The organism is Dactylosporangium sp. CA-052675 (genome assembly GCF_050947935.1).
Taxonomy (GTDB): domain Bacteria; phylum Actinomycetota; class Actinomycetes; order Mycobacteriales; family Micromonosporaceae; genus Dactylosporangium.
The window spans coordinates 4,226,909-4,252,279 of sequence record NZ_CP192010.1; the positions used below are offsets into that span (position 1 = coordinate 4,226,909).

The following is a 25,371-nucleotide window of genomic DNA, read 5'->3' on the forward strand; positions in this document are numbered from 1 at the left end:
GGAACCGCCACTGCCCTGACACCGCCCGGGATATCGTGGACGACCGTGACAGCGCTGGCGTTCGCCGTGGCCGGCGCGCTCGGCTACGGCATCGGCTCGATCGCCCAGGCCGCCGGCGCCCGGCGCAGCCGCGACACCCTGCGCGCCCTGGGCCACCCCCTCTACCTGGCCGGCCTCGCCTGCGACCTGCTGGCCTGGTTCGCCTCGCTCGTCGCGCTGCGGACCCTGCCGGTGTACCAGGTACAGGCCGTCCTGGCCGGCTCCCTCGCGGTGACCGTCGTCGCCGCCCGGCTGTTCCTGGCCGCCCGCATCCGTCCGCGGGACGCGGCGGCGGTCGTGGTCACGATCCTGGCGCTGGCGGTCGTGGCCGCGGCCGCCGGGCCCCAGGACGAGGTGCGGCCGTCCGCGGCGCTGCGGTGGGGCCTGGTGGCGGCGGCGGTCGTGCTCGCGGGTGGCGGATGGCTCGCCACCCGTGCGCTGCGGCCGGCCGCGGCCGCGCTGGCCGGGCTCGCCTACGGGGGCGCGGCGCTGTGTGCGCGGGCGCTGCCCGTGCCCGGCCACCGCGGTGTCCTCGCCATCGCCGGCTCGCTGCTGGCCGAGCCGCTCACCTGGGCCCTGGCCGGGTTCGGCGTCACCGGGACGCTGCTGTACGCGTTCGCCCTGCAGTACGGGCAGGTCGGGCCGGTGACCGCGGTGCTGTGGATCACCGAGGTCGTCGTGCCGTCCGCGGTGGGGGTCGCGGTGCTGCACGACACGGTCCGGCCGGGCTGGGCCCCCGCGGCCGTGCTCGCGGTCCTGGCCACCACCGCCGCCGCGGTCGTGCTGGCCACCGCCCCGGCCACCGTGTCCGCCACCACCGAGGGCGCCGATTAGGATGCGCCGAGTGGGGTGGGAAGCGCTCGGGCGATGGGGTGAGGACGCGGCTCGCCTCGAGCCGCTCACCGGCGGCGTCGCCAACGACGTGTGGAGCGTGCGCGTCGGCGGGCGGCTCGCGGTCGGCCGTCTCGGCACCCGCAGCGACGCCGATCTCGCCTGGGAGACCGGGCTCCTGCGACACCTCGACCGGGCGGGGCTGACCGTTCCGGTCCCGATCCCGACCACGGACGGCCGGTCGTTCGCCGGCGGTCTGGTCGTGATGACCTATCTGGACGGCGGGCCGCCCGAGACGCGGGACGACTGGCGGCGGGTGGCCGCCACGCTGCGCGAGTTGCACCGCCTGACGCGGGGCTGGCCGCAGCGGCCGGGCTGGCGGTCCTCGGCCGACCTCCTGCACGCCGAGACCGGGACGAGGATCGACCTCGGCGCGATGCCCCCGGAGGGCGTGGCGCGATGCCGGGCGGCGTGGGCGCGGCTCGCCGGACGCGAGACCTGCGTCGTGCACGGCAACCCCGCCAACCCGGGCAACGTCCGGGTGACCGCGGGCCGGGTCGCGCTGATCGACTGGGACGAGTCGCACGTCGACGTCCCCGACCTCGATCTCGTGCTGCCCGGCAACGCGGCCGGCCTCGACGACGGCGCGCTCGACGTCGCCGGGCAGGCGTCGGCCGCCTGGGAGGCCGCCGTGTGCTGGGGCGACGACTACTCGGCCCGGCGCCTCGCCGAGGTGCGGGCACTGTGAGAACGGCCTCCGGCCGCCCGTCCGCCGCGCGAGAATGTGGTCGGGGGTATGAGATGCACCTCGTCTCCGCCGCCTGAGTTGCACCCAGTGCATCGTTGCACCTAGTGTAAGCGGACGTGAGTGATCATGGGGGACGGCGGGAGGCGCTCAAGGCCCGCCACCGCGCGGCCATCCTCGATGCCGCGCGGAGCCTCATCGACGAGCGGGGCGGGGCGCACTTCTCCGTCGACGAGCTCGCCGATCGGGCCGACGTCGCCCGGCGTACCGTCTTCAACCACTTCGCGTCCCTCGACGACGTCCTGCTCACCCTCGGCACCGACGTCCTCTCCGTCGTCATCAACGACTTCCTCGCGCAGGTCGCGGCCGCGCCCGTCGGCGACGGCAGCCGGGCCTCCATGTTCGACGAGCTCGCCCGGACCCTGCGCGCGGCCGACCTCGCGGCGGTGATCGTCTCCGTGACCGCGATCGTCGGGGTGGCCGGCGAGGACGACGTCCGCTCCCCGATGCTCACCCACACCGCGTTCCGGCGGACCGGGGGGGCGCTCGCGGCCGAGGTCACGCGCCGGTACCCCCGGGCACACCCGCTCGATGTCGAACTGCTCATCAACTCGCTCATGAGCGGCATGACCGTGATCGCCGGCCGCTGGATCGCGATGACCGGCGCCGCCCTCGACGACGAGTCCCGGGCGGTCTGGGACGACCTGCTCACCCGGCTCCTCGACAACATCCGCAACGGATATCTGCCTGCCTGAAAGGAATACCGCGGCCATGGCCGAACTGTTGTACCGGCTCGGGCGTTTCAGCGCCCGCCGCCATTGGGTGGTGATCGCGACCTGGATCGTGGTCATCGGCCTCGCCGGGGGCGCCTACGCGCTGTTCCACGGCTCGCTGTCCGGGGCGATCACGATCCCGGGCACGCCCACGAGCAAGGTGGCCGACGAGCTCGCGGCGAAGTTCCCGAAGGCGAGCGGGGGCAGCGGTACCGTCGTGTTCGCCACCACCTCCGGCTCGGCCTTCACCGACCAGCAGAAGGCGGGCATCGCCGCGCTGCTCAAGGACCTCGGCGGCGAGCCCGGCGTGAAGGCGACCACCGACCCGTTCCAGACCCAGACCGAGCGCGACGCCCAGCAGCAGAAGATCGCCGACGGGCGGGCCCAGCTCGCCCAGGGCAAGCAGCAGCTCGACGCCGGGCAGGCCCAGCTCGACACCGGCAAGCAGCAGCTCGCGGCCGCCCAGCAGCAGCTGGACGCGGCCAAGGCGCAGGCGCCCGGCTCGGCCCAGCTCGCGGCCCAGCAGCAGCAGCTCGACCAGAAGCGGCAGGAGCTGCAGGCCGGCCAGAAGCAGATCGACGACGGCCGGGCCCAGCTCGAGGCGCAGGGCAAGCAGCTCGAGGTCGGCGCGCAGCTGATGGACCTGGCCAAGGAGCTGCGCACGGTGTCCAAGAACGGCTCCGCGGCCGTCGGCGTCGTGCAGTTCGACACCCCGACGTACGAGGTGCCGAAGGAGGTCAAGGACGACATCGTCCAGAAGGCCGCCGACGCGAAGATCGACGGGGTCGAGGTCAACGTCTCCAACGACATCGCGCAGACCGTGCCCAGCGTGCTCGGCCCCGGCGAGGTCGTCGGTGTCGTCATCGCCGCGATCGCACTGTTCGTGATGCTCGGCACGGTGCTGGGCGCCACCCTGCCGCTGCTCGGGGCGCTGCTCGGCGTCGGCGTCGGGGTGCTCGCCGCGCTGTCGTTCTCCGACGTCGTCACCATGATCTCGGTGACGCCCGTGCTCGGCGTCATGCTCGGCCTGGCCGTGGGCATCGACTACGCCCTGTTCATCCTCAACCGGCACCGGCGCCAGCTCAAGCAGGGCGTGGAGATGGGGGAGTCGATCGGCCTGGCCAACGGTACCTCCGGCAACGCCGTGGTGTTCGCGGGCTCGACCGTGCTCGTCGCGCTGCTGGCCCTCAACGTCACCGGGATCCCGTTCCTGGGGCTCATGGGTACCGTCGGCGCGGTCTGCGTCGCCGTCGCCGTGCTCGTCGCGATCACGCTCACCCCGGCGCTGCTGTCGCTCGTGGGGCTGCGCATTCTCAGCCGCAAGGAGCGGGGCCGCATCGGTGAGGCCGCCGCGCTGCCGGCGGTGCCGCAGACCACGATGTCGACGGGCCGCTCGGTGCTCACGCTCATCGCCGGGGTGCTCGTGCTCGGGGTCATCGCGATCCCGGCCATGTCGATGCGGCTCGGGCTGCCGGTGGGCTCCTCGGAGGCGGAGGACTCGCAGCAGTACCGCGCCTACAAGACGGTCGAGCGGGAGTTCGGGGCCGGCGTGAACGGGCCGCTGCTCGTGGTCGCGCACCTGCCCGGCAAGCCCACCGGCAACGACCTCACCGCGATCGAGGCGGCCATCGGCGCCAAGCTCGCCGCCCAGCGCGACGTGGTCGCGGTCGCCCCGATCGGCGCGTCCGAGGACGGGACCGTGGCCGCGTTCCAGGTCGTGCCCAAGGACGGGCCGTCCAGCGAGTCCACCGCGCAGCTCGTGCGGGACCTGCGCGGCGCGTCACCGCTGAGCGTCGAGGCCGGGAAGGTCGAGCTGGGCGTGGCCGGCAACGCCAGCGGCAACATCGACGTGTCGCAGAAGCTCGCCGATGTCCTGCCGCTGTACCTCGCCCTCGTCGTCGGACTCTCGCTGATCATCCTGATCTTCGTGTTCCGGTCGATCCTGGTCCCGCTGACCGCGACCGCCGGCTTCGTGCTGTCGCTGCTGGCGGCGTTCGGCGGCCTGACCGCGATCTACCAGTGGGGCTGGCTCGGCGGGATCTTCGGCGTGCACGACCCGTCGCCGGTGCTGAGCTTCCTGCCGACGATCGAGATCGGCATCCTGTTCGGCCTGGCCATGGACTACCAGCTGTTCCTGGTGTCGGGGATGCGGGAGGCGTACGTCCACGGCGCCCCGGCCCGCCTCGCCGTGCGCCGCGGCCTGCACGCGGGCCGGGCGGTCGTCACCGCGGCGGCGATCATCATGATCGCCGTGTTCGCCGGCTTCATCTTCTCGGAGTCGGCGACCATCCGGCCGATCGGCTTCGGGCTCTCCTTCGGTGTGCTGGTCGACGCCTTCGTCGTGCGCATGCTGCTCATCCCCGCCGCGATGCACCTGCTGGGCCGCTCGGCCTGGTGGCTGCCGAAGTGGCTCGACCGCATCCTGCCCGACGTCGACGTGGAGGGCGCGAAGCTCGAGCGCACCCACCCGATCGACCCGCACGCTCACCACGAGCCGGTGCCGGCCGAGGCCGCGACCGGCACGGCCTGAGTCGTCGCCGCTGCCCGGCCGGCCCCGAGCCGGCCGGGCAGCGTGCCGTTCAGGCCGGGCAGCGCGCCGTTCAGGCCGGACCGGCGCCGGCCCGAGCCGCGACCGGCACCGGCCGCGCGTCCGCCCCGGCCCCGGCCGCGGTGCCGGCCCGGCCGGGCAGGAGGAACGCGAGCACCAGCGCGACGCCGGTGAAGCCGACGGTCCACCAGAACGCGATGTCGAACGCGGACGCGAGCGAGCCGGTGCCGGTGGCCGAGGTGGCCAGGATGACGGCGAGCAGCGCCACCCCGACCGAGCCGCCGACCTGCTGCACGATGCGGGTCACGGTGCTCGCGTGCGGCACCTGCTCGCGTTCGAGGCCGACGAACGCGACCGTCATCAGCGGGATCATCACGATGCCCATGCCGAGGCCCCGCACGAACAGCGTCGCCAGGAGCCACCAGGTCGCCGTGTGGGCGCCGGCGAACGCGAACGGCACGGTGCCGAGCCCGACGAGCGCGAACCCGAACACGGTCACCGAGCGGGCGCTGACGCGCTCCATCAGCCGGCCGGCGGCGCTCCGGCTCAGCAGCGAACCGACGCCCTGCGGGATCAGCAGCAGGCCCGCGCCCAGCGCGTCGGTGCCGCGCAGCTCCTGCCAGTACAACGGCAGCAAGAGCATCGCACCGTAGAGCGACGCGCCGGAGAGGAACATCAGCGCGGAGGCGGCCCACGTCGGGCGGGAGCGCAGCACCTCGAGGTCGACGAGCGCGGCTCCCCGGCGGCGCAGCGCCCACAGCACGAACGCGACCAGCAGCGCGGCGCCGGCGATGAGCGGCGCGAGGACGTCGGCGCGGCCGAACCCGCCCGGCTTGGTCACGTCGGACAGACCCCACAGCAGCGCGACCAGCGACGGGGACAGCAGGACCAGGCCGACCGCGTCCAGCGGGACCCGGCGCCCCGGGCCGTCGGCCGGGATCATCCGCCAGGCCAGCAGCAGGCCGGCCAGGCACAGCGGCACGTTGACCAGGAACAGCCAGCGCCAGTCGCCGACGCCGAGGATCAGCCCGCCGATCACCGGGCCGAGGATCGGGCCGACCGCGGCCGGCAGCGCGACGGTGCTCATGAGCCGCGCCCGGTCCGGGCCGCTCGCGGCCTGCACGACCATCGTGGTCAGCAGCGGCATCATGACGCCGCCGCCGAGGCCCTGGACCACGCGGAACGCGATGAGGCTCGGGGCGTCCCAGGCGAAGGAGCACAGCACCGAGCCGAGCAGGAACACCGTCAGCGCGGCCATCCACAGCCGCTTCGCGCCGAGGTGGCTCTGCAGCCAGCCGACGAGCGGGATGACCACGCCGAGGGCGAGCAGGTAGGCCGTGGAGACCCACTGGATGGTGCCCACGTCGGCGTGCAGGTCGGCGCCGAGCTCGTGCAGGGCGACGCTGACGATCGTGGAGTCGAGGATGACCGCGACGGCGCCCACGAGGACGGCGACGGCGGTGCGCATGGCGGTTCGGTCGGTCATCAGGCCACCTTGAAGATACGCGGGTGTACCTAATCGACCGTACGGCGGCATGCTAAGATACGCAAGTGCATCTTAAAACGCGCCGTCGCGGCGCCGACCTCGAGGACGCGATCCTCGACGCGGCGTGGGAGGTGCTGAACGAGCACGGCTACGAGGGCTTCACCTTCGAGGCGGTCGCGGCGCGGGCGGGGACGAGCCGGCCGGTGCTGTACCGCCGCTGGCCGCAACGCGACGACCTGCTCCTGGCGAGCCTGCGCAAGCACTGGACCTCGGCGCCGATCGAGGTGCCCGACACCGGCAGCCTCCGCGACGACGCCGTCGGCGTGCTGACCAACGCCGACGGCTCGCGCTCCCGCTGGATCACCGTGGTCAGCGTCCTGCTCGTCGACTACTTCCGCGAGACCGGCCAGAGCTTCAGCGACCTGCGCGCCGCGATGCGCCCGCCGGGCCTGGCCACGCCGTTCGAGCGGCTCGTGGCCCGCGCCGTGGAGCGCGGCGTGCTGCCGGCCGCGCCGCGCTCGCCCCGCGTGGTGAACCTGCCGTTCGACCTGCTGCGCCACGAGATGCTGATGACCCTGCGCCCGGTCCCGCCCGAGGTCATCGCCGAGATCATCGACGACGTGTGGCTGCCGCTGCTCTCCGCCACCACCGGTGCGGCATGAGGCCGCACGGCGACACCGTCCGGCCCGTCGTCGAGGAGCTGGAGCGGGCCGCCTTCGACGCCGGCGCCGTCCACGCGCACTCCGCTGGCCCGCTGGGCGCCGCGAAGATCCTGTGGGCGCCGCGCCGCTGGAACTGCCATACGGTGGCGGCTCACCCGCGAGGAGCGCCCCACGCACAGCGGCGAGGCCGTCGCGCTCCGCGCGCTGCGGGAGCCGCTGCCGGTGTGGACCGGGGCCGGCGGGACGGAGCGCGGCCTCAAGGAACAGTTAACAAACCTTGACATTGGCGGACCGAGCTACTGTCATCGATGTATGCGTAGGTGGAGAGGTCTGGCGATCGGCGCCGGGTGCGTCACGGCCGCCGTGGTGGCGATTGCCGCGTGGGTGCTGCCGGCCAGCGCCGGCACGAACGCCGTCGGCGATCCGGGCTTCGAGTCCGGCCTGTCCGGATGGTCGTGCGGCGGCAGCGCGAGCGCGGCCACGGGCACGGTGCACTCCGGGACGTACGCGCTGAAGGCCACGCCCACCGCCGGCGACACGGCCCAGTGCACCCAGACCGTGCCGGTGTCGCCGAACACCACGTACACGCTCACGGCGTGGGTGAACGGCAGCTACGTCTACATCGGAGCCTCCGGCGCGAGCATCTGGACCCCGTCCACCGGCGGGGCGTTCCAGCAGCTCTCCACGTCCTTCACGACGTCGTCGGCCACGACGAGCGTGACGGTGTTCGTGCACGGGTGGTACGGGCAGCCGACGTACTACGCCGACGACTTCGCGCTCACGACCGGCTCGGGCGGCGGCGGTACGACGGCACCGCCGACCACGCCGCCGGTGAGCCCGTCGCCGACGAAGAGCCCGTCTCCGACGAGCGGCCCGAGCCCCACCAAGAGCCCGACCAAGAGCCCGACGACCGGCCCGACCGGCAGCCCGACGACCAGCCCGACGGGCGGCACGGGACCCGGCGCGAGCCTCGCGGCCTGCCCGTTCTGGTCCACCGTCACCCCGCCGGCCCGGGTCATCGGGCCGAGCCACAACGCGACGAGCCAGGCCCCGATGATCAGCCTGAGCGGCCGGCTCCCCGCCCCGTCCACGGTGACCGGCGCACTGAGCGGCTCGAGCGTGACGATCACGTTCAGCCGGGTGGCGGGCGCCGTGGCGTACCGCGTGTGGCGCAACAGCCAGTCGGTCGGCTGGGTCGACGACTGGGGCCAGGCGACGCTCTCCGTCACCGACAACGCACCGTGCCGCAACGCGCACTACACGATCGCGGCCCTGCGCTCCGACGGCAGCGACGCCTCCACCGGCGCATTGTCCCAGCCGTACATCCTCGCCGACAGCGGCGCCGTCCAGCCCTACGCGCTCGCCCCGGGAACCCAGTTGCAGTACGAGATCACGTCCTACAACGACGCGGGCCAGACCGCGAGCGGCTTCAACACGGCGCTGGGCATCTGCGCGGTCGACACCCGGTACATCCCGTGGGGGACCCGCTTCAAGGTCGACGGGTACGGCTACTGCTACGCGGCGGACATCGGCACGTGGATCCAGGGCCAGATCGTCGACGTGTGGCTGCCGGGCGCCGAGGCCGACGCCTGGGGCGTGCAGCAGCGGACGATCACCATCCAGTAGCACCACCGACGGATCGCCTGACGCGTGGCCGGCCGTGGTTTGGCCGGCCGGCTCACGCCTGCGGGTCGGGGCGAGCGATCGCGCCGCTCGCGGGCCGCGTCGCTGGAGCGACTCGGCCTGGTCGGGGACCGACGTTGTCGCGCCGCCTTCCCCGGCGGCAATGCCATCGCCCTGTTCACCAGCGACGGACAGACAAACACCACGGCATTCGACCCGGCGACGCCGGCCGTCCACGACCGGTTCGGCCTGTGCGAACCGGATGTCTGCTCGTGCGCACACGGACCGGCGCGCCGTGATGACGGCAACCGGCGCGGTGGCGCCGTCGCGAATGCCGTGACATCGCGGGCCGGTTCCACGCGCGGCCCGTCGACGGCGCGGTCCGCGAGTCGGGCCGGGGACAACGCGAACGCCGACGGCTGCCCGGTTGTCGCCGGCACCGCCGCCGCGCACGGCGGTCGATAGCGGTCAAAGCATCGTTTGCAGCCTATGTCTGTTGCGGTCTCGCCCCCGGCCGCACTGTGCCGCCCGGTCGATGTTTGGCGGCTCGGGCCGTCCCCGTCCGGTCTTCGGGTGGATTTTCCGTCAGGCGAAACGATTCATCGCCGCCGCGGAAGGTCCTGGCGCGGCACGGCGGGAGATCATCCAGCGCGGCGGCGGTGATCGAACCGTCCGGCGTGACTTCGTGTTTTTCGGCAGTCGGAAGGTTTTGCTTTCCATCCTTCACGGCGCGGAACAAAGGCAGTTCGCCATTGACACAAGCGGCATCGATGTCAATATTGGTGACGGGTTCGATCGGTCTTGGCGGACGAGTCAAACAATTTAGGAGAGTCAATGATTGAACCGATTAGTGACTCTATCTACTATCCGATCAGTGACATATTAATGGTGCGGGGTGAAGGTATCTACGTCTACGACGACGGCGGAAACCGCTACATCGACTGCGCCTCCGGGACATTCAATCTCAGTCTCGGATACTCGCACCCCGCCGTGGTGTCGGCCATGCAGAAACAGGCCGAGAGCCTCGTGCACGTCACCTCCTCGTTTCAGACGGAGTCGGTCAACACGCTCGTCCGGCAACTGCTCGCCGCCGCACCCGCGAACCTCGTCAAGGTTCACCTGAAGGTCGGCGGGGGTTCCGAGGCCAACGAGGGCGCGATCAAGATGGCGCAGCACGCCACCGGCCGCGGCGAGGTGATCTCACTGTTCCGCAGCCACCACGGCCAGACGATGATGACGACCTCGCTGTCGGGCAACGCCTTCCGCAAGGCGCCGTTCCCGCTGCTGTACCCGGGCTCGCTGCAGGTCCCCGACCCGTACTGCATGCGCTGCTTCTACGGCCAGCGACGCGACACCTGCGGGCTGATGTGCGTCGAACGCATCGACGACTTCCTGGAGTACGCCAGCGGCGGACAGGTCGCGGCGATCATCCTGGAGCCGATCTCCGGCAACGGCGGCAACATCGTGCCGCCCGAGGGCTACCTGCCCCGGCTGCGCGAGTTCTGCGACGAGCACGACATCGTGCTCATCTTCGACGAGATCCAGACCGGCATCGGCCGCACCGGGCGGATGTTCGCCGCCGAGCACTTCGGCGTCCGGCCCGATGCCATCACCGTCGGCAAGGGACTCGGCGGCAGCGGCGCGCAGATCGCCGGCATTCTGGCCGGCGAACGCCTCGCCGGGCTGCCCGCCCACCACCACTCGTTCACCTACGGCGCGAACACGCTGGCCGCGGCCGCGGCGGTCGCCGCCCTGGAGGTCATCGGCCGACCCGAGTTCCTGGCGAACGTCCGCGCCACCGGCGAGCACATCATGCAGCGACTGCGCGACCTGCAGCGGCGGATGCCGGCCATCGGCGACGTACGGGGGGTCGGTCTCATGATCGGCATCGAGCTCGTGCAGCCGGGCGGCGCACCGGCGGTGGACCTGGCCAACGAGGTCGCGCGCCGCGGATTGGGGCACGGGCTGCTGCTGCGCACGTCGCGGTACGGCTACGGCAACGTGGTGAAGATCCGGCCCCCGCTCATTCTCACCCACGAGCAGGCCGACGAGATCTGCGACGCGTTCGAGACGCTCCTGCGGGAGGTCGTGGCGTGAAGGACCTCGTGACCGGCACCGCGGCGGCGGTGCGCAGCGCCCTGACGGCCCAGGTGCACCGCCGGCGCAGTGTGCACGGCGATTCGCCCGGCGGCGACGCCCAGTTCGACATCGACAAGGTGGCCGAGGAAGCGGTCTGGGAGTACGTGTGGCGGCACGCGCCGGTGCCCGTGGCCGTCTACACGGAGGACGAGGGGCTGCGGACCACCGGGCCCCGGCCCGAGCACGTGCTCGTCGTCGACCCGATCGACGGCACCCGGCCCGCCTCGGCCGGGCTGGAGATGGCCACCGTCTCCGTCGCCGCGGCGCGGATGGGCGAGGGCCGCCCGACGGTCGGCGACGTCATCGCCGCGCACGTCTTGGAGCTCAAGTCCGGGGCGTGGTTCTACGCGGACACCCGCAGCGGCCTGTGCACGAGCGGACACGACCGGCCGGTGCCGTCCTTGAGCCCGAACACCGACCTGACCCGGATGTTCTGGTCGATGGAGCTCAACGGGCACCCGATGCGGCTCATGTGCGACGCCTACGGTCACCTGGTCGACGCCTCGGCCAACACCGGCGGGGTGTTCCTGTTCAACAGCGCCTCGTACTCCATCACGCGCATCATCACCGGCCAGCTCGACGCGTTCGTCGACGTGGGCAACCGCATCCTGCGCGACCACCCGGAGACCGAGGCCGCGTTCCGGCGGGTCGGCCGGGGCAACGTCCTGCACCTGTTCGGGTACGACATCGCCGCGAGCGTCTATCTCGCCCGCCGTGCGGGTGTCGTCATCACCGATGCCTACGGCGACTCGCTGGACACCATGCCGCTGCTCGCCCTGGACCCCGCCAGTCAGCGTTCCTGTGTCGCGGCCAGTACACCGCAGCTGCACGCCGCGCTGCTCGAGTCCATCACCTGGAACACCGTCACCGGAGGTACACCGTGAAAGCCCTGGTCCTGCACGAGGATCGAAGCCTGCGCCTCGTCGAACGGCAGCGCCCCGTCTGCGCCGCGCCCGACGACGTCATCGTCCGCATGACGCAGGCCGGCATCTGCGGCACCGATCGCGGCGTGCTGCTCGGCAAGTTCCATGCGCAAGCCGGCGTGGTGATGGGCCATGAGGCCGTCGGTGAGGTCGCCGAGACCGGGGCCGGCGTCACCACGCTCAAGCAGGGCGACCGGGTCATCATCAACCCGACGCTGTACTGCGGACTGTGCCACTGGTGCCGCCGCGGCGCGCTCAACTTCTGCCTGAACAAGACGGGCAACGAGATCGGCATCGACCGCGACGGCGCGTTCGCCGGGTTCATGCGGCTGGAGGAGCGGTTTCTGCACCTGGTCCCGGAAGGGATGTCGGACGACCAGGCCGTGCTCGCCGAGCCGATCGCCTGTGTGCTCAACAACCTCGAGGCCGCCGCCATCCGCCCGGACGACGAGGTCGCCGTGCTGGGCGGCGGGCCGATCGGCACCCTGGTCGCCCTCGTCGCCGGCCACTTCGGCGCCGCGGTGCGGGTGGTGGAGATCGACCCGTACCGGCGCGCCGTCGCCGAGGCCTTCCTGGCCGCCGTGCCCGGCTGCACGGCCCGCGTCGAGGAGCCCGGCGCCGTCGCCGCGCGTTCGGCGTCGCTCGTGGTGGACAGCGTCGGATCGCTGACCGCGGAGGCGTGGGAGCTGGCGGCGAACCTCGGCCGGATCGTCGTGATGGGGTTCAACGACCGCGCCACGTGGACGATGCGCCCGCTGGAGCTGCTGCAGCGCGGGCTGCGCGTCATCGGCGCCGGCGACTACAACAGCCTGCTGTTCGACCGGGCCGTGGACCTCGCCCGCCGGCTGCCGCTGTCCGGCCTGATCAGCCACCACGTGCCCATCGACCGCTTCGATGAGGCGCTGGCCGCGATCGGGGCCGCCGGCGGCGAGCATGAACAGTACGCCGGCATGAAGGTCGTCATCGATCTGCGGGACGCGGCATGAGCGCCGGATATCCGTTCGGATACGAACGACCGGTGATCTACGGCGAGTACCCCTACTACCGGGCGGACCCCGATCGCTGGGGGCCGAACCTCGCCGCGCTGGCCGAGGCCGGTGTCGACGTCGTCACGTGCTACGTCCCGTGGCGTTTCCACGAGTACGCACGGCACCGCTACGACTTCCGGGGCGCCGGCGACAAGCAGCGCGACCTGCTCCGGCTGCTCGACCTCGCCGCCGCCGCCGGGCTGCGCGTGCTGCTCAAGCCCGGGCCGTTCATCCACGCCGAGGTGCAGCTCGGCGGTCTGCCGGACCGGGTCAGCCCGACCGTCGATCCGCGGTTCGCGGCCGTGCTCGACGCGGGCGGCCGGGCGGTGACGTCGCAGGGACTCGCCCTGCCGAGCCTGTTCTGCCCGCTGTACCGCGAGGAGGTCCGCCACTGGCTCGGTGCCGTCGAACGGCACGTCCTGGCGACCAGCCTGGCGCCGCACGGACCGGTCGTGGCGGTGCAGCTGGGCAACGAGGGAATCTACAGCGACGCCAACCAACCGGTGACCGCGCACGATTTCAGCGCACCGGCCGTGGCGGCGTTCCTGCACGACACCGGCCGGGCCGATGCCGGTGACCCGTCGACGTGGTCGGCCGAGCTGCGCGAGGCGTGGGCCGAACACAGCGGCACGGTGCTGCGCCGGCACTATCTCGACCTGGCCGAGGGACTCTCCCCGGCCGTGCGGCAGGCGGCGACGCTCAACCTGCCGCTGCCGGCGCTCGACGGGCCGCCCGGTGGCGCCGCGGCGTGGTTGCTGCGCACCGCCCCGCTGGCCGGGCTCGGGTTCGCGCTGGGGTACACCGGCTGGGTCGGCAGCGTCGCGCGCAGCCGCATCGCCTTCGCGTCGCACTGGTTCGGGGTGCGCGCCCGCCGGTACAGCAACGTCGAGGACAACTGGGGCTTCACCTGGACCGATCCGGCCTTCGACCGGCCCGGCAACGCGATGTTCCAGGCGCTGCTGGCCCTCGCGCTGGAGTCGCGGACCTACAGCGTCTACACCGCCTGCGCCACCGAGCACTGGACAGCGGCGATCGACCTGGACGCGCAGGCGCTGCTGGCGGAGGGCATCGACCCGCTGGACTACGCGCCGCCCTACTGCCCCGGTGCGCCGCTGCGCGAGGACGGCGGTACCGGCGCGAACATCGCCGCGCTGCACGCCCTGCGCGACGTCGTGCGGTCCGCCGCGCCGCGGCCGGAGTCGTTCGGCGCGGACGTGGCCCTGCTGGTGCCCTCGGCGCTCGCCCGGGCCGAGGCCTGGCCGGAGGAGACCGCACCGGCCGGACCCGCGCTGCGCGACGCCGCCGAGCTCTGCGTCGAGCTGATGGAGCGGCAGCAGTACCAGATCGAGGTCCTGACCGAGGAGCACGCCGAGGACAGCTCGCTGCCGTGGCTCGTGCCGGTGGGGCCGGACGGGCCCGGCGAGCGGCTGGCCCGGCTGATCCGCGACCACCGGCGCGCCGGTCACCCGGTCGTGCTCCTCACGGGCGCCGGCGGTGCCCCGCGCACCCCGCACGACCCGCTGCCGATGTTCCCGCTCGCGGCGCGCGACCGGGCACCGCTGCTGCGGATGCTGCCGGCGGCGCGGCACGCGCACCCGGCGACCGATCCCGCCGTCGTGCTGGTGCACACCGGTCCCGACGGTACGGCGCGCTCGGTCTTCGTGTTCAACCTCGGCGCCGAGCACGCCACCGTCCGCCGGGCGATCGGCGGCGACACGGTGAGCGTGGAGGTGCCGCCCCGCAGCGCGGCCCTGCTGCGCCGCACCGGCGACCGGTTCAGCCGCATCATCACCAGCGCCGAGCTGGACCCGCCACCGCCACCGCCGCCGGGCATCTTCGCCACCGTCCCGGCCAGCATCGAGGAGAGCCCATGACCGCCGACACCATCGCCCCGCCCGCGGGCATCACGTTCGACAACACCGTGCCGCGCGCGCTCGTCGACCGCGGGGACACGACCACCGTGCTCATCACCAGCTGGGTGAAGACCCCGACGTCGATCACCGCCGGTGCGGTCTGGCCACGGCTGGGCGGCTACTACACGCTCCTGGATCACCAGCGGCACGACCCCGTGCTCGTGCTGGAGACCTTCCGGCAGTGCGCGCTGCTGCTGGCCCACGTGGTCGACGACGTGCCGCTGGCGACGATGCAGATCCTGCGCGCGGCGCACTACACCGCCGACCCGGAGGGCCTGCGCGTCACGGACCGGCCGACCGAGGTCGTCGTCACCATCGACTCCGGCCGGACCGAGCCGCTGGGTCACGCGATTCTGCAGACGTCGATGGACTGCCGGCTGTACCGGGACGGCCGCCTCGTCGCGAGCGGTGGCGGGCGGGTGATCGTGCCGCCGAACGACCGGTACCTGAAGGTGCGCGGCCGCGACCCGCAGGAGGTGAAGATGCCCGCCGCGGCACCGGAGGCGTCCGTGCCACCGGCGAGCGTCGGGCGGGCACTGCGGCGTGACGTCGTCATCGCGCCCGGATCACGCCCCGGCGCCTACCTGCTGCACATCGACGCCGCGCACGCCAACTTCTTCGACAATCCCACCGACCACACGCCGGGCATGCTGCTCACCGAGGCGATGCGTCAGGCGGTCGTCGCCGAGTCCGGCGACCCGTACTTCGCGCCGATGAGCCTCGCGGTGCGTTTCCACCGCTTCGTCGAGCTCGACCAGCCGGGCGAGGTCCTGGTGCGCCGCACCGCGCAGGGCTTCCACACCGAGGTCCGGCAGGCCGGCAAGCTCGCCGCGCACGCCGACTGGCCCACGACCGGCCACGCCGATGGATGAGCTGCTCGCGGCCGGCGCGGTGCGGACGATCGCGGCGCTGCGCTCCGGCGCGGTGAGCCCGGCCGAACTGCTCGACGCCGTCGAGGCCCGCATCGCCGAGACCGAACCGCGGCTGCACGCGATGACGGCGGTCTGCCTCGACCGCGCCCGGCGGCGACGATCGGGCAACGACGGGCCGCTCGCCGGGCTGCCGGTCACCGTGAAGGACGTCGTCGACGTCGAGGGGGTGCCGACGACATTCGGATCCGAACCGTACCGCGGCAACGTGCCACGGCGCTCGGACCGGCTCGTGACACGTATCGAGGCCGCCGGCGGCGTGATCGTGGGCAAGACGAACCTGCCGGAGTTCAGCGCCGGCGCCGACACCGTCAGCCCGGTCGGCGGGCGCACCCTGAATCCGGCCGATCCGTCCGTGTCGTGTGGTGCGTCGAGTGGTGGCGCCGCGGTCTCCGTCGCCGCGCACCAGGCGTGGCTGGCCCACGGCGCGGACACCGCCGGTTCGATCCGCATCCCGGCCGCGTTCTGCGGCGTGGTCGGGGTGCGGCCCACGCCGGGGCTCGTCACCACCGACCGCGACGACGATCCGTCCGGGCTCGAGGTGCACGGACCGCTGGCGCGCACCGCCGCCGACGCCGCGCTGTTCCTGCGGGTGCTGGCGTCCCGGGACCTGCCGTCGCCCGAGCCGGGTGCCCGGCTGCGGATCGCGTTCAGCCCGGATCTCGGCGGAGCCGCGCGGGTCGAGGACGAGGTCGCCGCGGCGTGCGCCGGTGCCGTGGCGGACCTCCTCCGGCTGGGGCACCGGGTCGAGGAGGCGGCACCGCCGGTGCGCGGGGTCCACGAGGCCTGCCTGATCCTGCTCGCCCGGCGAGCCGTGGCGCTGCACGCCGAGCGGGTCGAGCGGCACGGCACGGCGCTGGGCCCGGCCCTGCGCGCCGAGGTCTCCGCCGGGCTGGCGATTCCGGCCGACCGGGTCGCGTCCGCGCTGCGTCGCCGGGCCGAGCTGCGGGCGGCGATGACGACCTTCCTCGGCCGGTTCGACGCCCTCGTGACGCCGGTGTTCGGTGTCGGGCCGTGGCCGTTGCCGGACGGCGCGAGCCCGTATCCGGACGAGCCGTACCTGAGCCTGGGCGCGGCCGCGTGGCCGCTGACGACCCTGGCGCCGATGGCCGGCTGCCCCGCGGTCGCGGTGCCCCGCGGCACCGCCGGCGGGCTGCCCGTGGGCCTGCAGCTGCTCGGCGCGCCGGGCAGCGACCTGCGACTGCTGCGCCTCGCCGCCGACCTCGAGACGGCCGGCCCGGACAAGGCCGCCGCGGCCGCCGGGCCCGCGACCCGCGAGGGGAGGCGGCCGTGAACGAGTATCCGGCCGCTCGTGCGGTGCCGGACCTCGTGCCCGCGCGGTACGCGGACTGGCGGGAGGAGAGCCCGCTGACCCGGGTGCGGCTGCCGGACGGGCGCCCCGCCTGGCTGGTCACCCGCTACGACGACGTGCGCAACGTGCTGCGGAACCCGGCGCTGAGCTCCGACACGACCGCGCCGGCCTGCCCCCGCTTCGGCTCGGCGGTGGAGGTACCGCCGCTGAACACGACGATGATCGCGCTCGACGGACCCGCGCACTCCCGGCTGCGCCGCATGCTCGCGCCGGAGTTCTCGGTCGCCTCCGTCGCCCGGCTCACGCCGGTGGTCGACCGGATCGTGCGGGAGTCGCTCGACCGGCTCACGGCCGGGCGGCATACCGCGGACGCGCCCGCCGACCTGGTCGAGGGCTTCGCGCTGCCGGTCGCCTCGCGGCTCATCTGCCACATCCTCGGCCTGAGCTACGAGGCGCACGCGACCTTCGAGCGGAGCACCCACGTGCTCTCCGCCGGTACCAGCACGGCGCAGCAGAAGCTCGATGCGGGAGCCACCATCGTCGGGCTCGTCACCGAACTCGTGGCCCAGCGGCTGCGTGAGCCCACCGACGCGGACCTCACCGGCCGGCTGACCGGACGCTACGTGGCCACCGGCGAGCTGACCGAGCCCGAGGCCGTTCACAACCTGACGCTGCTGCTCGGCGCCGGGCACCACACCTCCGCCAACATGACCTCGCTCAGCGCGCTGAGCTTCATGCTGCGTCCGTCCCTCGCGCGGCGCTTCCGCGACGAGCCGCAGCTGCGGCCGAACCTCGTCGAGGAATTGCTGCGCCACCACACGATCGTGCAGCTGGGCCTGTCGCGGGTGGCGCGGGCCGACATCGCCCTCGGCGACACGGTGATTCGCGAAGGCGAGGGCATCGTCCTGAGCCTGCAGAGCGCCAACGGCGACCCGCGGCATTTCGCCGGGCCGGACACGCTCGACCCCGACCGCGCGGAGGCGCGCTACCACCTGGCGTTCGGGTTCGGGCCGCACATCTGTATCGGGCAGAACCTCGCCCGCGTCACCATCCGCAGCGCGCTGAGCGGGCTGGTGCAACGGCTGCCCGGCATGCGCCTCGCCGTGCCGCTGGAGCAGCTGAGCTTCAACGACGCCCTGGACTTCCACGGGCTGCGCCGGCTGCCGGTCCACTGGTAATCCGTCCCTCGAGTCAGGAGCAACGATGAGCACCACCGACACCAACCGTGAACTGCTGCGCCGCTGCTACGAGTCCTACTTCGTGCACGGCAGCCTCGACGCGGTCGCCGACGCGATCCACGAAGACTTCGTGCAGCACAGCCCGGACGCACCCTCGGGCCGGCAGGCCTACCTGGCGCACCTGGCCGAGGCCGCGTTCAAGGGCGGCAGCAGCGACGTCAAGCGGATCCTCGCCGACGGTGACTTCGTCGCCGTGCATCATCATCTGCGGCTGCGCGACGACAACGGCCCCGGTCTGGCCGTGGTCGACCTGTGGCGTGTCCAGGACGGCAAGCTGATCGAGCATTGGGACGTCGAGCAGCCGGTGCCAGACCCGCAGAGGGTCCCCAACGGCATGTTCTGACGCACACCTGGGCAGGCGCGCGCAGCCGGACAACGCGGTCCGTGCGCGCCCGGCCGCACCGAGAACCTGCACAGATGCGAGGAGACCGTCACCGTGACGATCGGCCTAGAACTCGTACGAACCTCCAACGATCGGGTCTTCGAACTTCTCGACGCGCTCGCGTCGCTCGGCCCGGGAGCACACCGGCTCCGGGACGTCGCGGCCCGCGCCAGACTCGCGACACCGACGGCCCATCGCATCCTGCAGGCCGCGATCCGCGCCGGCACCGTGTCCAAGGCCCGACGCGGTCAATACTCGCTCACGGTCCGCGCCGGGTCGCCCGGCCCGCAGCCCGCCCTGTCCGCGCCGGCCACCGCGACGCGGCACAGCGCACAGGACGCGACCGGGCCCGGGAGCCTGTCGCTGGCGATCTCCCGCCGCATCCGGATCGGCCTGGCCGCCCTGCAGAAGGCGACCGGACAACCGGTGCTGCTGTACGTCCCGCTCATCCTCGACGCTCCGATGCGGTACTGCCTGGCCTACTTCGCCCCCGAACGAGACGAGCTGCTCGGCGACGCGGAACGGTTGCTCGCCACCGACATGGTCTTCTGCGCACCGCTCACCGTCGACGCGGCGGGGCGGCTGATCGAAGCGCACATGATGGGCCACCTGCCGGGCCGGGCGGACCAGCGCGAGCGCGCGATCCTGCAGGCCGGCTACACGTACGGTCCCTCGCCGGTCGCGGGCTGGGACACGCTCGCCGCGCCGCTGCGCCGGTACGGGCAGATCGCGGGGGCGATCTGCGTAGCGGCGCGAACCGCCTGGCTGGAAGAGCACCGGGACCGAACGGTCGGGCAACTGCGGCAGCTCGCCTCGGAACTGAGCGACGAGATACCGCCGCGATAGAGCCGCGGGTCCCGCACGGAAGGAAGGACGCTCGATGACATCGAAGACCCCCGCGGTCGTGCTCGGCGCCGGCATGGCCGGCCTGCTGGCGGCCGCCGCCCTCGCCCGAACGCCCGATGTCGGTGAGGTCGTGCTCGTGGAACGTGACCGGCTGCCGCCCGGCCCGCACCCGCGGCGTGGTCTGCCGCAGGGGCGGCACGCCCACGTGCTCATGTCCAGCGGTGCCCGGGCGATCGAGGCGCTGCTGCCCGGCACCACCGAACGATGGCGCGCCGCGGGGGCGCACCGCATCGGACTGCCCGACGGCTACGTGATGCTGCTGCCGCAGGGCTGGCTCCCTCGCGGCGAAAGCGGCCAGTTCGTCGTCAGCTGCAGCCGGGCGCTGCTCGACTGGGTGGTCCGCGAGCAGGTCCTGGCGCTGCCCGGGGTGCGCCTCGCCGACGGGACGGAGGCCGTCGCGCTGTGCGGCGACGCGGCTCGCGTCGACGGTGTCGAAGTGCGCGACCTGCGCGACGGCAGCACGCGGCGGCTCGACGCGGGAATCGTGCTCGACGCTACCGGCCGTGGTTCCCGGGCACCGCACTGGCTGGCCGCGCTTGGCCTGCCGAGCGTCGACGAGGACGTCGTCGACTCGGGGCTGCGCTACGCGACGCGGATGTTCCGGGCACCGGCGGGCGCGGAGACCGCCTTTCCGATCGTCAACATCCAGGCCGATCCGGAGCAGGACCGTCCGGGCCAGACGGCCGCGCTGATGCCGATCGAGGGCGGTCAGTGGCTGGTGACGCTGTCGGGCACCAGAGGTGGTCAGCCACCCGCAGACGAACGCGAGTTCGTCGGCTTCGCCCGGGCCATGCGCCACCCGATCGTCGGCGACCTCATCGCGGGCGCCGAGGCTCTCGGCCCGGTCTCGGTGACGAACAGCACCGCGAATCGGCGCCGGCATTTCGAGCGGCTCGCCGCGTGGCCGGACGGCTTCGTTGTGCTGGGTGACGCGGTCGCCGGCTACAACCCGGTCTACGGCCACGGCATGACGGTCGCGGCCCACGGCGCGGCGGCCCTCGCCGCCGAGCTGGACACGGTGCCGGTACTGCAACCCGGCCTGGCCCACAGGGTGCAACGGCGGCTCGCGTCCATCGCGGCGGACGCCTGGAGCCATGCGACCGGGACCGACATCCGCTTCCCCGGCGCGCGTGGTCCCGCGCCGTCGCGGGTCGAGCGGGCGATGTGGCGGTACCAGAGCCGCCTCATGCGGACCGCGCTCGGCCGGCCCGGGGTGGCTCGCGAACTGGTCGAGGTGTTCACGTTGTCGGCGCCGGCGAGTCGCCTGATCCGCCCGCGGATCGTGCTGGCGACGCTGCTCGGGCCCGGCCGCGCGCCACTGCGGCAGCCTCCGTTCACCGCGGCGGAGCGGGCGGCCGTGGCGGTGTGAACCCGCCGTGCCGGGAGGCGCCCGAACGCGGTTCCCGGCACCGCGCGGCCCGGCCCGGCCGGCGACGTGCGGTGGTCCGGGCCCGGGCCGGTCGTCAGCTCGTCACGGCCCCGTCGTGGTCCATCAGGACAGGGTGCGGTGGTCGGTCCACCACGCGTACAGGGCGGTCGGGGAGTCGTCGGCGACGCTGGCGTACACCGAGCGGCTCTCGATCGTCCAGGTGATCGCATAGCCGTTGTTGTACTCGAAACAGGTGTAACGGCCCCCGGACCAGCTGCCGCTGCGGGACTTGCCGGACTGGCAGCTGCCGCTGCTGTTGCCCTCGACGTTGACGTCGACATCCTGGTTCAGGTAGTCGTCGGCGCGGGCCTTGCTGTCGAACCACACCAGCCAGACGGGGTCCCGCAGGGCGGGCTCGGTCCCGCACTTGATCGAGGACTTCGAGTACTTCGGGACGACCCTCGTGAACGGCACGCAGGTGTCGTGCAGGACCACCGAGCCGGTGGACTCGACGAGCTCGAGGTCGTCGGCCTTCATGCCGCTGGGCAGGGGCTTCGCCGGCGACGGCGTCCGCGGCGCACCGGTGGACGGGCCGCTCCCCGCCGCGGACAGGCCGGACCGCTCGTCGTGGTCCCGGCTCCGCACGCCGTAGACGACGGCTGCAGCGCCTCGCGCCCCGCGTACAGCCGGCCGCTCTCGTCGGCGAAGACGGCCGAGAGCAGCAGCGGCCCCCCGTCGAACAGCAACGGCGCCACGCGCCCGTCCGGCCACTGCAGGACAGCCACCGAGTTGGAGGTGCCGTAGTCGATCGCGAGCCGGAAGCCGTCCATCACGCCCCATCCTAGGGACGGGCCGCCCGCTTGCCGTACAGCGAACAGACCGGCTTGCACCCCGAACGGCTGACGGTCTCCGGGCTTTCGCCGCCGGGCCGGTCACGCCGTCCGGCGGTCCGCGGTGTCGAGCGACGGTGGTGAGCCTTGACCCGGGAAGGCGTGCTCGAGACGCCTACCCGACAGTGCGGGCGGCATGGCACCGGATGGAACGCGGTGTTGGTGCCGGGCGATCCCGTCCCGGCGACGAGCACGCATCGAAAAAGGAGCGATCATGACGCACCCGTTCCGCACGTTCCTGCGCCGGTCCACCCTGGTTGCCCTGGCCGTGGTGGCCGCGGTCGGGCTGACCGCCACATCCGCGTCGGCGCTGAACCCACGCACCTACAACCAGCTGCAGAATGCCAACGCCCACCGGTACTGCATGGACATGAAGTCCGAGGATCCGGCCGAGGGGGCCCGGGCGCAGCTGTGGAACTGCACGCACGTGCCGGAGCAGCAGTTCATCCTCGTCGGGGCGAGCGGGCCGGTGCTCGGCCTGCAGACGATCCGGTCCAAGAGCGCGGGCAAGTGCCTCGCGGTCGCCGGCACGACGGCCGGGTCCGGCGTCATCCAGCACACCTGCTACAGCGGCCCGGTTCCCAACCCCGGCGGCAACTTCACCCAGGCCGAGAACTGGGACCTGCGCTCGACCGGCGAGATCGTCAACGAGCTGACCGGGATGTGCCTGGACACGACCGCTGACAGCAAGGGCGCGTTCCTCATGGTGTGGCCCTGCAACGGCAACATCGCGCAGCGCTGGTTCTTCTGAGCACGGCGGCCGGCCGGCTGGCATCCGCGTCACCGCTGCGATGCCAGCGGGCCGGTAACGGGTCCCCGCCCGGGGAGCCCCACTCGCGATACGCAGCGCGCGTTCGCGATGACCGCCTTCGTCGCGCCTCGACGCGCGCCGCACCGATCGTCATCGGCGGGCATGGCGTCAGCGGCGGGTCGGGCCGTGCGGTCATCCTTCGACGCCGGTGGCGGTGTCATTTCGTCATGGCCGCACCCATGCCCGCGGCGAAAATCGCTCACACATCATCCGCATGGGGGCAGGGCCGTGCCCGCGTCGCTGTCGTCAAGAGGCGGCGGTGGGCAGGATCAGGCTCACGGTGAGCGCGCCGCCGGGGGCGACGTGGTGGCGCAGCGTGCCGCCCATGGCCTCGGTGAGCGCTCGGGCGGTGTCCATCGGGATGCTGCGGTCAGCGTCGACGCCGACCGTCGCCGGCGTTGCCCGGGTGGGCGATCCGTCCGCGCCCGGTGGGTGCCGGTCGTCGCCGGTGACGTCGATCGCGAGCGCATCGGCGAGGACGTGCACACGCAGCCTCGGCCGCGCCGGCCGTGGGCTGCGGCGCAGGGCATCGGTGGCGAGGCTGGTGATCACGCGGGTGAGCAGGTTGGCATCCGCGATGACGTCGGGCATGTCGTCCGGGGTGTCCACAGCGATGTCGCGGCCTCCCGGGCCGAGGTCTTCGAGCGCCACCGACAGGACCTCGTCGAGTTCGACGGGGCGCAGGTGGATGTCCAGGGCCCCCGCATTGGCCTGCGCGAGGTGCCGCAGGTCGGTGAGCACGTCCGCGATGCGGTCGAGGCCGGCGCGCCCGGCCGCGGTCCGATCCTGGCGCTGCCGGACGCTGAGCGGGTCGTCCGTGGCGAGGCGGTCGAGCGTGTCGCGTACCAGGGCCAGCGGCTCCTGCAGCTCCCGTTCCGTGGCCAGCAGCATCGTGGTACGCGCCCGGTCGGCGGCGATCTGCTGGTCGGCGCTGGCCACATGCTCGGCGAGCCGCTGACGGTCGCGGCAGGCGGCGAGCTGGGCGGCACACGCCACCAGCACCCGCTGGTCGTTGTCGCCCAGGACGCGGCCCCGCGCGGCAAGGGCGAGCGACGGTCCTGCCGGGACGCTCGTGTCGGCCTCGTCGGGCAGCTCCGGCGGACGGTCGCCGGCCGATGCGAGCACCTGCCAGGACCGTTCGGACATGCTCGTCGACTCCCGGCCGAGCAGGCTGACCGCGTCCAGGGCGAAGAGCCGGCGGATACGCTCCATCTGGGCCGGCAGATTCGGCTCACCCAGCGCGGCGCGGGCCAGCGAGCTGAGCGCGGCCGCCTCGGCCGACGCGCGCACGGCGCGGCGGGTCTGCCCGGCGGCGGTGTCGATCGCCCAGCCGAGAATCATCGCGACCGCGACGAAGAGGGCCAGCGCGGCGATGTCGTCCGGCCTGGTGAGCAGGATCGCGTGCCGCGGTGGCATGAACCAGTAGTCGGCCAGCAGCGCGGCCGCCAATGCCGTTGCGATGGCCGGGTACAGGCCGCCGGTCAGCGCCGCGACGATCACGGGAAGCAGGTAGCCCACCAGGACGCTGGAGTGCGTGAAGCGTGCTTGCAGCCCGGCGAGCGTCACGGCGGACAGCAGCAGCACCGCCAGGATCCCAGCGGCGAGATACCGCCGGGCACCCCGCCCGCGGCCCGCCCGCGGCAGCCGCAGCCCGGGTGCGCCGGCCGCGTGCTCGTGCGTGACCATGTGGACGTCGATCGGGCCCGACAGGCGGATGACCCGGGCGCCCACGCCTTCACCGGTCAGCGCCGACATCGGCCACGGCGTGCGGCTGGCGCCGAGCACGATCTGCGTGGCGTTCTCGGCCTGGGCGAACTGCAGGATCGCCCTCGCTACGTCGTCGCCCACGACCTGGTGGTAGTCACCGCCGAGCGACTCGACGAGCACGCGCTGGGCCGCCAGCGCCGGTTGGCTGCCCAGCGTCAGGCCCCCGCTGGGGATGACGTGGACCGTGAGCAGTTCGGCGCCCTGGATGCGTTCGGCGATGCGGGCGGCCCGGCGGATGAGGGTTTCGCCCTCGCGGCCGCCGCTGAGCGCGACCAGGATTCGCTCGCGGGTCTCCCAGCCCGTGGCGATGCCGTGCTCGGCGCGATACTGCTGCAGGCACTCCTCGACCCGGTCGGCCACCCACAGCAGGGCCAGCTCGCGCAGGGCGGCGAGGTTGCCGGGGCGGAAGTAGTGGGTCAGCGCCGCCTCGATCCGGTCCGGCGGGTAGACGTTGCCGTGCACCATGCGACGGCGCAGCGCCTCCGGCGTCATGTCGACCAGTTCGACCTGCTCGGCGCGGCGCGCCACCGAGTCCGGCAGCGTCTCGTGCTGCGTGATGCCGGTGATCTGGCGGACGACGTCGTTGAGCGACTCCAGATGCTGGATGTTGAGCGTGGTGACCACGTCGACGCCGTGGTTGAGCAGCTCCTCGACGTCCTGCCACCGCTTGGCGTTGCGGCAACCCGGCGCGTTCGTGTGCGCCAGCTCGTCGATGAGCGCGACCTGCGGATGCCGCGCCAGCACCGCGTCGAGGTCCATCTCGGTCAGGCGGGCGCCCCGGTACACGATCTCACGCCGGGGCACCAGCTCCAGGCCGTCGGCCATGGCCGCGGTGAGCCTGCGGCCGTGCGGCTCGATGAACCCGATCGCGACGTCGGTTCCCCGCGACCGGCGGCGTTGCCCCTCGGCCAGCATGGCGTAGGTCTTGCCGACTCCGGGCGCCGCGCCGAGGTAGATGCGCAACCGTCCCCTCGGCGTCGTCGTGCCGGTCTGGCTGCGTTGTGCGGGGCGCGGCGCGGCTCCGGTCGCGGCTGGGCTGGTCATCGGTGGACACCTC

The 25,371-nt window shown here is 73.1% G+C and carries 20 protein-coding genes; 17 read left to right on the top strand and 3 right to left on the bottom strand.

Going from position 1 to position 25,371, the window contains the following annotated elements:
• Positions 1-45: 45 nt before the first annotated feature.
• The 4 genes from ACQP1P_RS19445 (at position 46) to ACQP1P_RS19460 (ending at position 4,918) form a co-directional block, all read left to right on the top strand.
• On the top strand, positions 46-873 hold the full coding sequence (locus tag ACQP1P_RS19445; RefSeq protein WP_433088098.1) for a hypothetical protein: 828 nt from the start codon (positions 46-48) through the stop codon (positions 871-873).
• A gap of 1 nt (position 874) precedes the next feature.
• On the top strand, positions 875-1,618 hold the full coding sequence (locus ACQP1P_RS19450; RefSeq protein ID WP_433088099.1) for a phosphotransferase enzyme family protein: 744 nt from the start codon (positions 875-877) through the stop codon (positions 1,616-1,618).
• Between the two features lie 116 nt (positions 1,619-1,734).
• Positions 1,735-2,370: a TetR/AcrR family transcriptional regulator gene (locus ACQP1P_RS19455; protein WP_433088100.1), complete on the top strand. Its 636-nt coding sequence runs from the start codon at positions 1,735-1,737 to the stop codon at positions 2,368-2,370.
• A gap of 16 nt (positions 2,371-2,386) precedes the next feature.
• Positions 2,387-4,918, top strand: coding sequence for an MMPL family transporter (locus ACQP1P_RS19460; RefSeq protein ID WP_433088101.1), 2,532 nt, complete (start codon positions 2,387-2,389; stop codon positions 4,916-4,918).
• Positions 4,919-4,988: 70 nt separating this feature from the next.
• Here the strand turns inward: ACQP1P_RS19460 and ACQP1P_RS19465 are convergent, their stop codons facing one another.
• Complete coding sequence (locus tag ACQP1P_RS19465) at positions 4,989-6,422, bottom strand: MDR family MFS transporter (RefSeq protein WP_433088102.1); 1,434 nt, start codon at positions 6,420-6,422, stop codon at positions 4,989-4,991.
• Between the two features lie 65 nt (positions 6,423-6,487).
• Between ACQP1P_RS19465 and ACQP1P_RS19470 the strand changes: the two genes are divergently transcribed.
• The 12 genes from ACQP1P_RS19470 to ACQP1P_RS19525 all read left to right on the top strand — a co-directional run bounded on the left by ACQP1P_RS19470 (position 6,488) and on the right by ACQP1P_RS19525 (position 20,846).
• On the top strand, positions 6,488-7,084 hold the full coding sequence (locus tag ACQP1P_RS19470) for a TetR/AcrR family transcriptional regulator (protein ID WP_433088103.1): 597 nt from the start codon (positions 6,488-6,490) through the stop codon (positions 7,082-7,084).
• A 312-nt stretch (positions 7,085-7,396) separates the two neighbouring features.
• Complete coding sequence (locus ACQP1P_RS19475) at positions 7,397-8,710, top strand: carbohydrate binding domain-containing protein (protein WP_433088104.1); 1,314 nt, start codon at positions 7,397-7,399, stop codon at positions 8,708-8,710.
• An 831-nt stretch (positions 8,711-9,541) separates the two neighbouring features.
• On the top strand, positions 9,542-10,804 hold the full coding sequence (locus ACQP1P_RS19480; RefSeq protein ID WP_433088105.1) for an aspartate aminotransferase family protein: 1,263 nt from the start codon (positions 9,542-9,544) through the stop codon (positions 10,802-10,804).
• On the top strand, positions 10,801-11,730 hold the full coding sequence (locus tag ACQP1P_RS19485; RefSeq protein WP_433088106.1) for an inositol monophosphatase family protein: 930 nt from the start codon (positions 10,801-10,803) through the stop codon (positions 11,728-11,730). The genes ACQP1P_RS19480 and ACQP1P_RS19485 overlap by 4 nt, the downstream gene beginning before the upstream one ends.
• Entirely contained in the window at positions 11,727-12,755 is a 1,029-nt protein-coding gene (locus ACQP1P_RS19490) for a zinc-dependent alcohol dehydrogenase (protein ID WP_433088107.1), read from the top strand. The genes ACQP1P_RS19485 and ACQP1P_RS19490 overlap by 4 nt, the downstream gene beginning before the upstream one ends.
• A complete protein-coding gene (locus ACQP1P_RS19495; RefSeq protein ID WP_433088108.1) occupies positions 12,752-14,671 on the top strand; it encodes a beta-galactosidase in 1,920 nt (639 codons plus the stop codon). The genes ACQP1P_RS19490 and ACQP1P_RS19495 overlap by 4 nt, the downstream gene beginning before the upstream one ends.
• Positions 14,668-15,582 carry a ScbA/BarX family gamma-butyrolactone biosynthesis protein gene (locus tag ACQP1P_RS19500; protein WP_433088109.1) on the top strand — a complete coding sequence of 305 codons (915 nt, stop codon included), beginning with the start codon at positions 14,668-14,670 and terminating at the stop codon, positions 15,580-15,582. Before ACQP1P_RS19495 ends, ACQP1P_RS19500 begins: the two co-directional genes overlap by 4 nt.
• Positions 15,575-16,933 carry an amidase gene (locus ACQP1P_RS19505; RefSeq protein WP_433088110.1) on the top strand — a complete coding sequence of 453 codons (1,359 nt, stop codon included), beginning with the start codon at positions 15,575-15,577 and terminating at the stop codon, positions 16,931-16,933. Before ACQP1P_RS19500 ends, ACQP1P_RS19505 begins: the two co-directional genes overlap by 8 nt.
• The gene (locus ACQP1P_RS19510) at positions 16,930-18,129 is read left to right on the top strand and encodes a cytochrome P450 (RefSeq protein WP_433088111.1); all 1,200 of its coding nucleotides are present in this window, start codon (positions 16,930-16,932) and stop codon (positions 18,127-18,129) included. The genes ACQP1P_RS19505 and ACQP1P_RS19510 overlap by 4 nt, the downstream gene beginning before the upstream one ends.
• 25 nt (positions 18,130-18,154) lie before the next feature.
• Positions 18,155-18,532: a nuclear transport factor 2 family protein gene (locus tag ACQP1P_RS19515; RefSeq protein ID WP_433088112.1), complete on the top strand. Its 378-nt coding sequence runs from the start codon at positions 18,155-18,157 to the stop codon at positions 18,530-18,532.
• A gap of 93 nt (positions 18,533-18,625) precedes the next feature.
• Complete coding sequence (locus ACQP1P_RS19520; RefSeq protein ID WP_433088113.1) at positions 18,626-19,417, top strand: helix-turn-helix domain-containing protein; 792 nt, start codon at positions 18,626-18,628, stop codon at positions 19,415-19,417.
• A 34-nt stretch (positions 19,418-19,451) separates the two neighbouring features.
• The gene (locus tag ACQP1P_RS19525) at positions 19,452-20,846 is read left to right on the top strand and encodes an NAD(P)/FAD-dependent oxidoreductase (protein ID WP_433088114.1); all 1,395 of its coding nucleotides are present in this window, start codon (positions 19,452-19,454) and stop codon (positions 20,844-20,846) included.
• Positions 20,847-20,969: 123 nt separating this feature from the next.
• On the opposite strand, the gene ACQP1P_RS19530 is transcribed toward ACQP1P_RS19525, so the two are convergent.
• Positions 20,970-21,491 carry a hypothetical protein gene (locus ACQP1P_RS19530; RefSeq protein WP_433088115.1) on the bottom strand — a complete coding sequence of 174 codons (522 nt, stop codon included), beginning with the start codon at positions 21,489-21,491 and terminating at the stop codon, positions 20,970-20,972.
• A gap of 459 nt (positions 21,492-21,950) precedes the next feature.
• Between ACQP1P_RS19530 and ACQP1P_RS19535 the strand changes: the two genes are divergently transcribed.
• Entirely contained in the window at positions 21,951-22,487 is a 537-nt protein-coding gene (locus tag ACQP1P_RS19535; RefSeq protein ID WP_433088116.1) for an RICIN domain-containing protein, read from the top strand.
• 306 nt (positions 22,488-22,793) lie between these two features.
• Here the strand turns inward: ACQP1P_RS19535 and ACQP1P_RS19540 are convergent, their stop codons facing one another.
• On the bottom strand, positions 22,794-25,358 hold the full coding sequence (locus ACQP1P_RS19540; protein WP_433088117.1) for a DUF4118 domain-containing protein: 2,565 nt from the start codon (positions 25,356-25,358) through the stop codon (positions 22,794-22,796).
• Positions 25,359-25,371: the final 13 nt, after the last annotated feature.

What these genes read in the sequence shown, in the direction of transcription:
- ACQP1P_RS19480 (WP_433088105.1), top strand. Translation starts at nt 9,542, where the DNA reads ATGATTGAACCGATTAGTGACTCTATCTACTATCCGATCAGTGACATA.
- ACQP1P_RS19505 (WP_433088110.1), top strand. Translation starts at nt 15,575, where the DNA reads ATGGATGAGCTGCTCGCGGCCGGCGCGGTGCGGACGATCGCGGCGCTG.
- ACQP1P_RS19515 (WP_433088112.1), top strand. Translation starts at nt 18,155, where the DNA reads ATGAGCACCACCGACACCAACCGTGAACTGCTGCGCCGCTGCTACGAG.
- ACQP1P_RS19495 (WP_433088108.1), top strand. Translation starts at nt 12,752, where the DNA reads ATGAGCGCCGGATATCCGTTCGGATACGAACGACCGGTGATCTACGGC.
- ACQP1P_RS19450 (WP_433088099.1), top strand. Translation starts at nt 875, where the DNA reads ATGCGCCGAGTGGGGTGGGAAGCGCTCGGGCGATGGGGTGAGGACGCG.
- ACQP1P_RS19535 (WP_433088116.1), top strand. Translation starts at nt 21,951, where the DNA reads ATGACGCACCCGTTCCGCACGTTCCTGCGCCGGTCCACCCTGGTTGCC.
- ACQP1P_RS19460 (WP_433088101.1), top strand. Translation starts at nt 2,387, where the DNA reads ATGGCCGAACTGTTGTACCGGCTCGGGCGTTTCAGCGCCCGCCGCCAT.
- ACQP1P_RS19540 (WP_433088117.1), bottom strand. Translation starts at nt 25,358, where the DNA reads ATGACCAGCCCAGCCGCGACCGGAGCCGCGCCGCGCCCCGCACAACGC.
- ACQP1P_RS19525 (WP_433088114.1), top strand. Translation starts at nt 19,452, where the DNA reads ATGACATCGAAGACCCCCGCGGTCGTGCTCGGCGCCGGCATGGCCGGC.
- ACQP1P_RS19465 (WP_433088102.1), bottom strand. Translation starts at nt 6,422, where the DNA reads ATGACCGACCGAACCGCCATGCGCACCGCCGTCGCCGTCCTCGTGGGC.
- ACQP1P_RS19475 (WP_433088104.1), top strand. Translation starts at nt 7,397, where the DNA reads ATGCGTAGGTGGAGAGGTCTGGCGATCGGCGCCGGGTGCGTCACGGCC.
- ACQP1P_RS19500 (WP_433088109.1), top strand. Translation starts at nt 14,668, where the DNA reads ATGACCGCCGACACCATCGCCCCGCCCGCGGGCATCACGTTCGACAAC.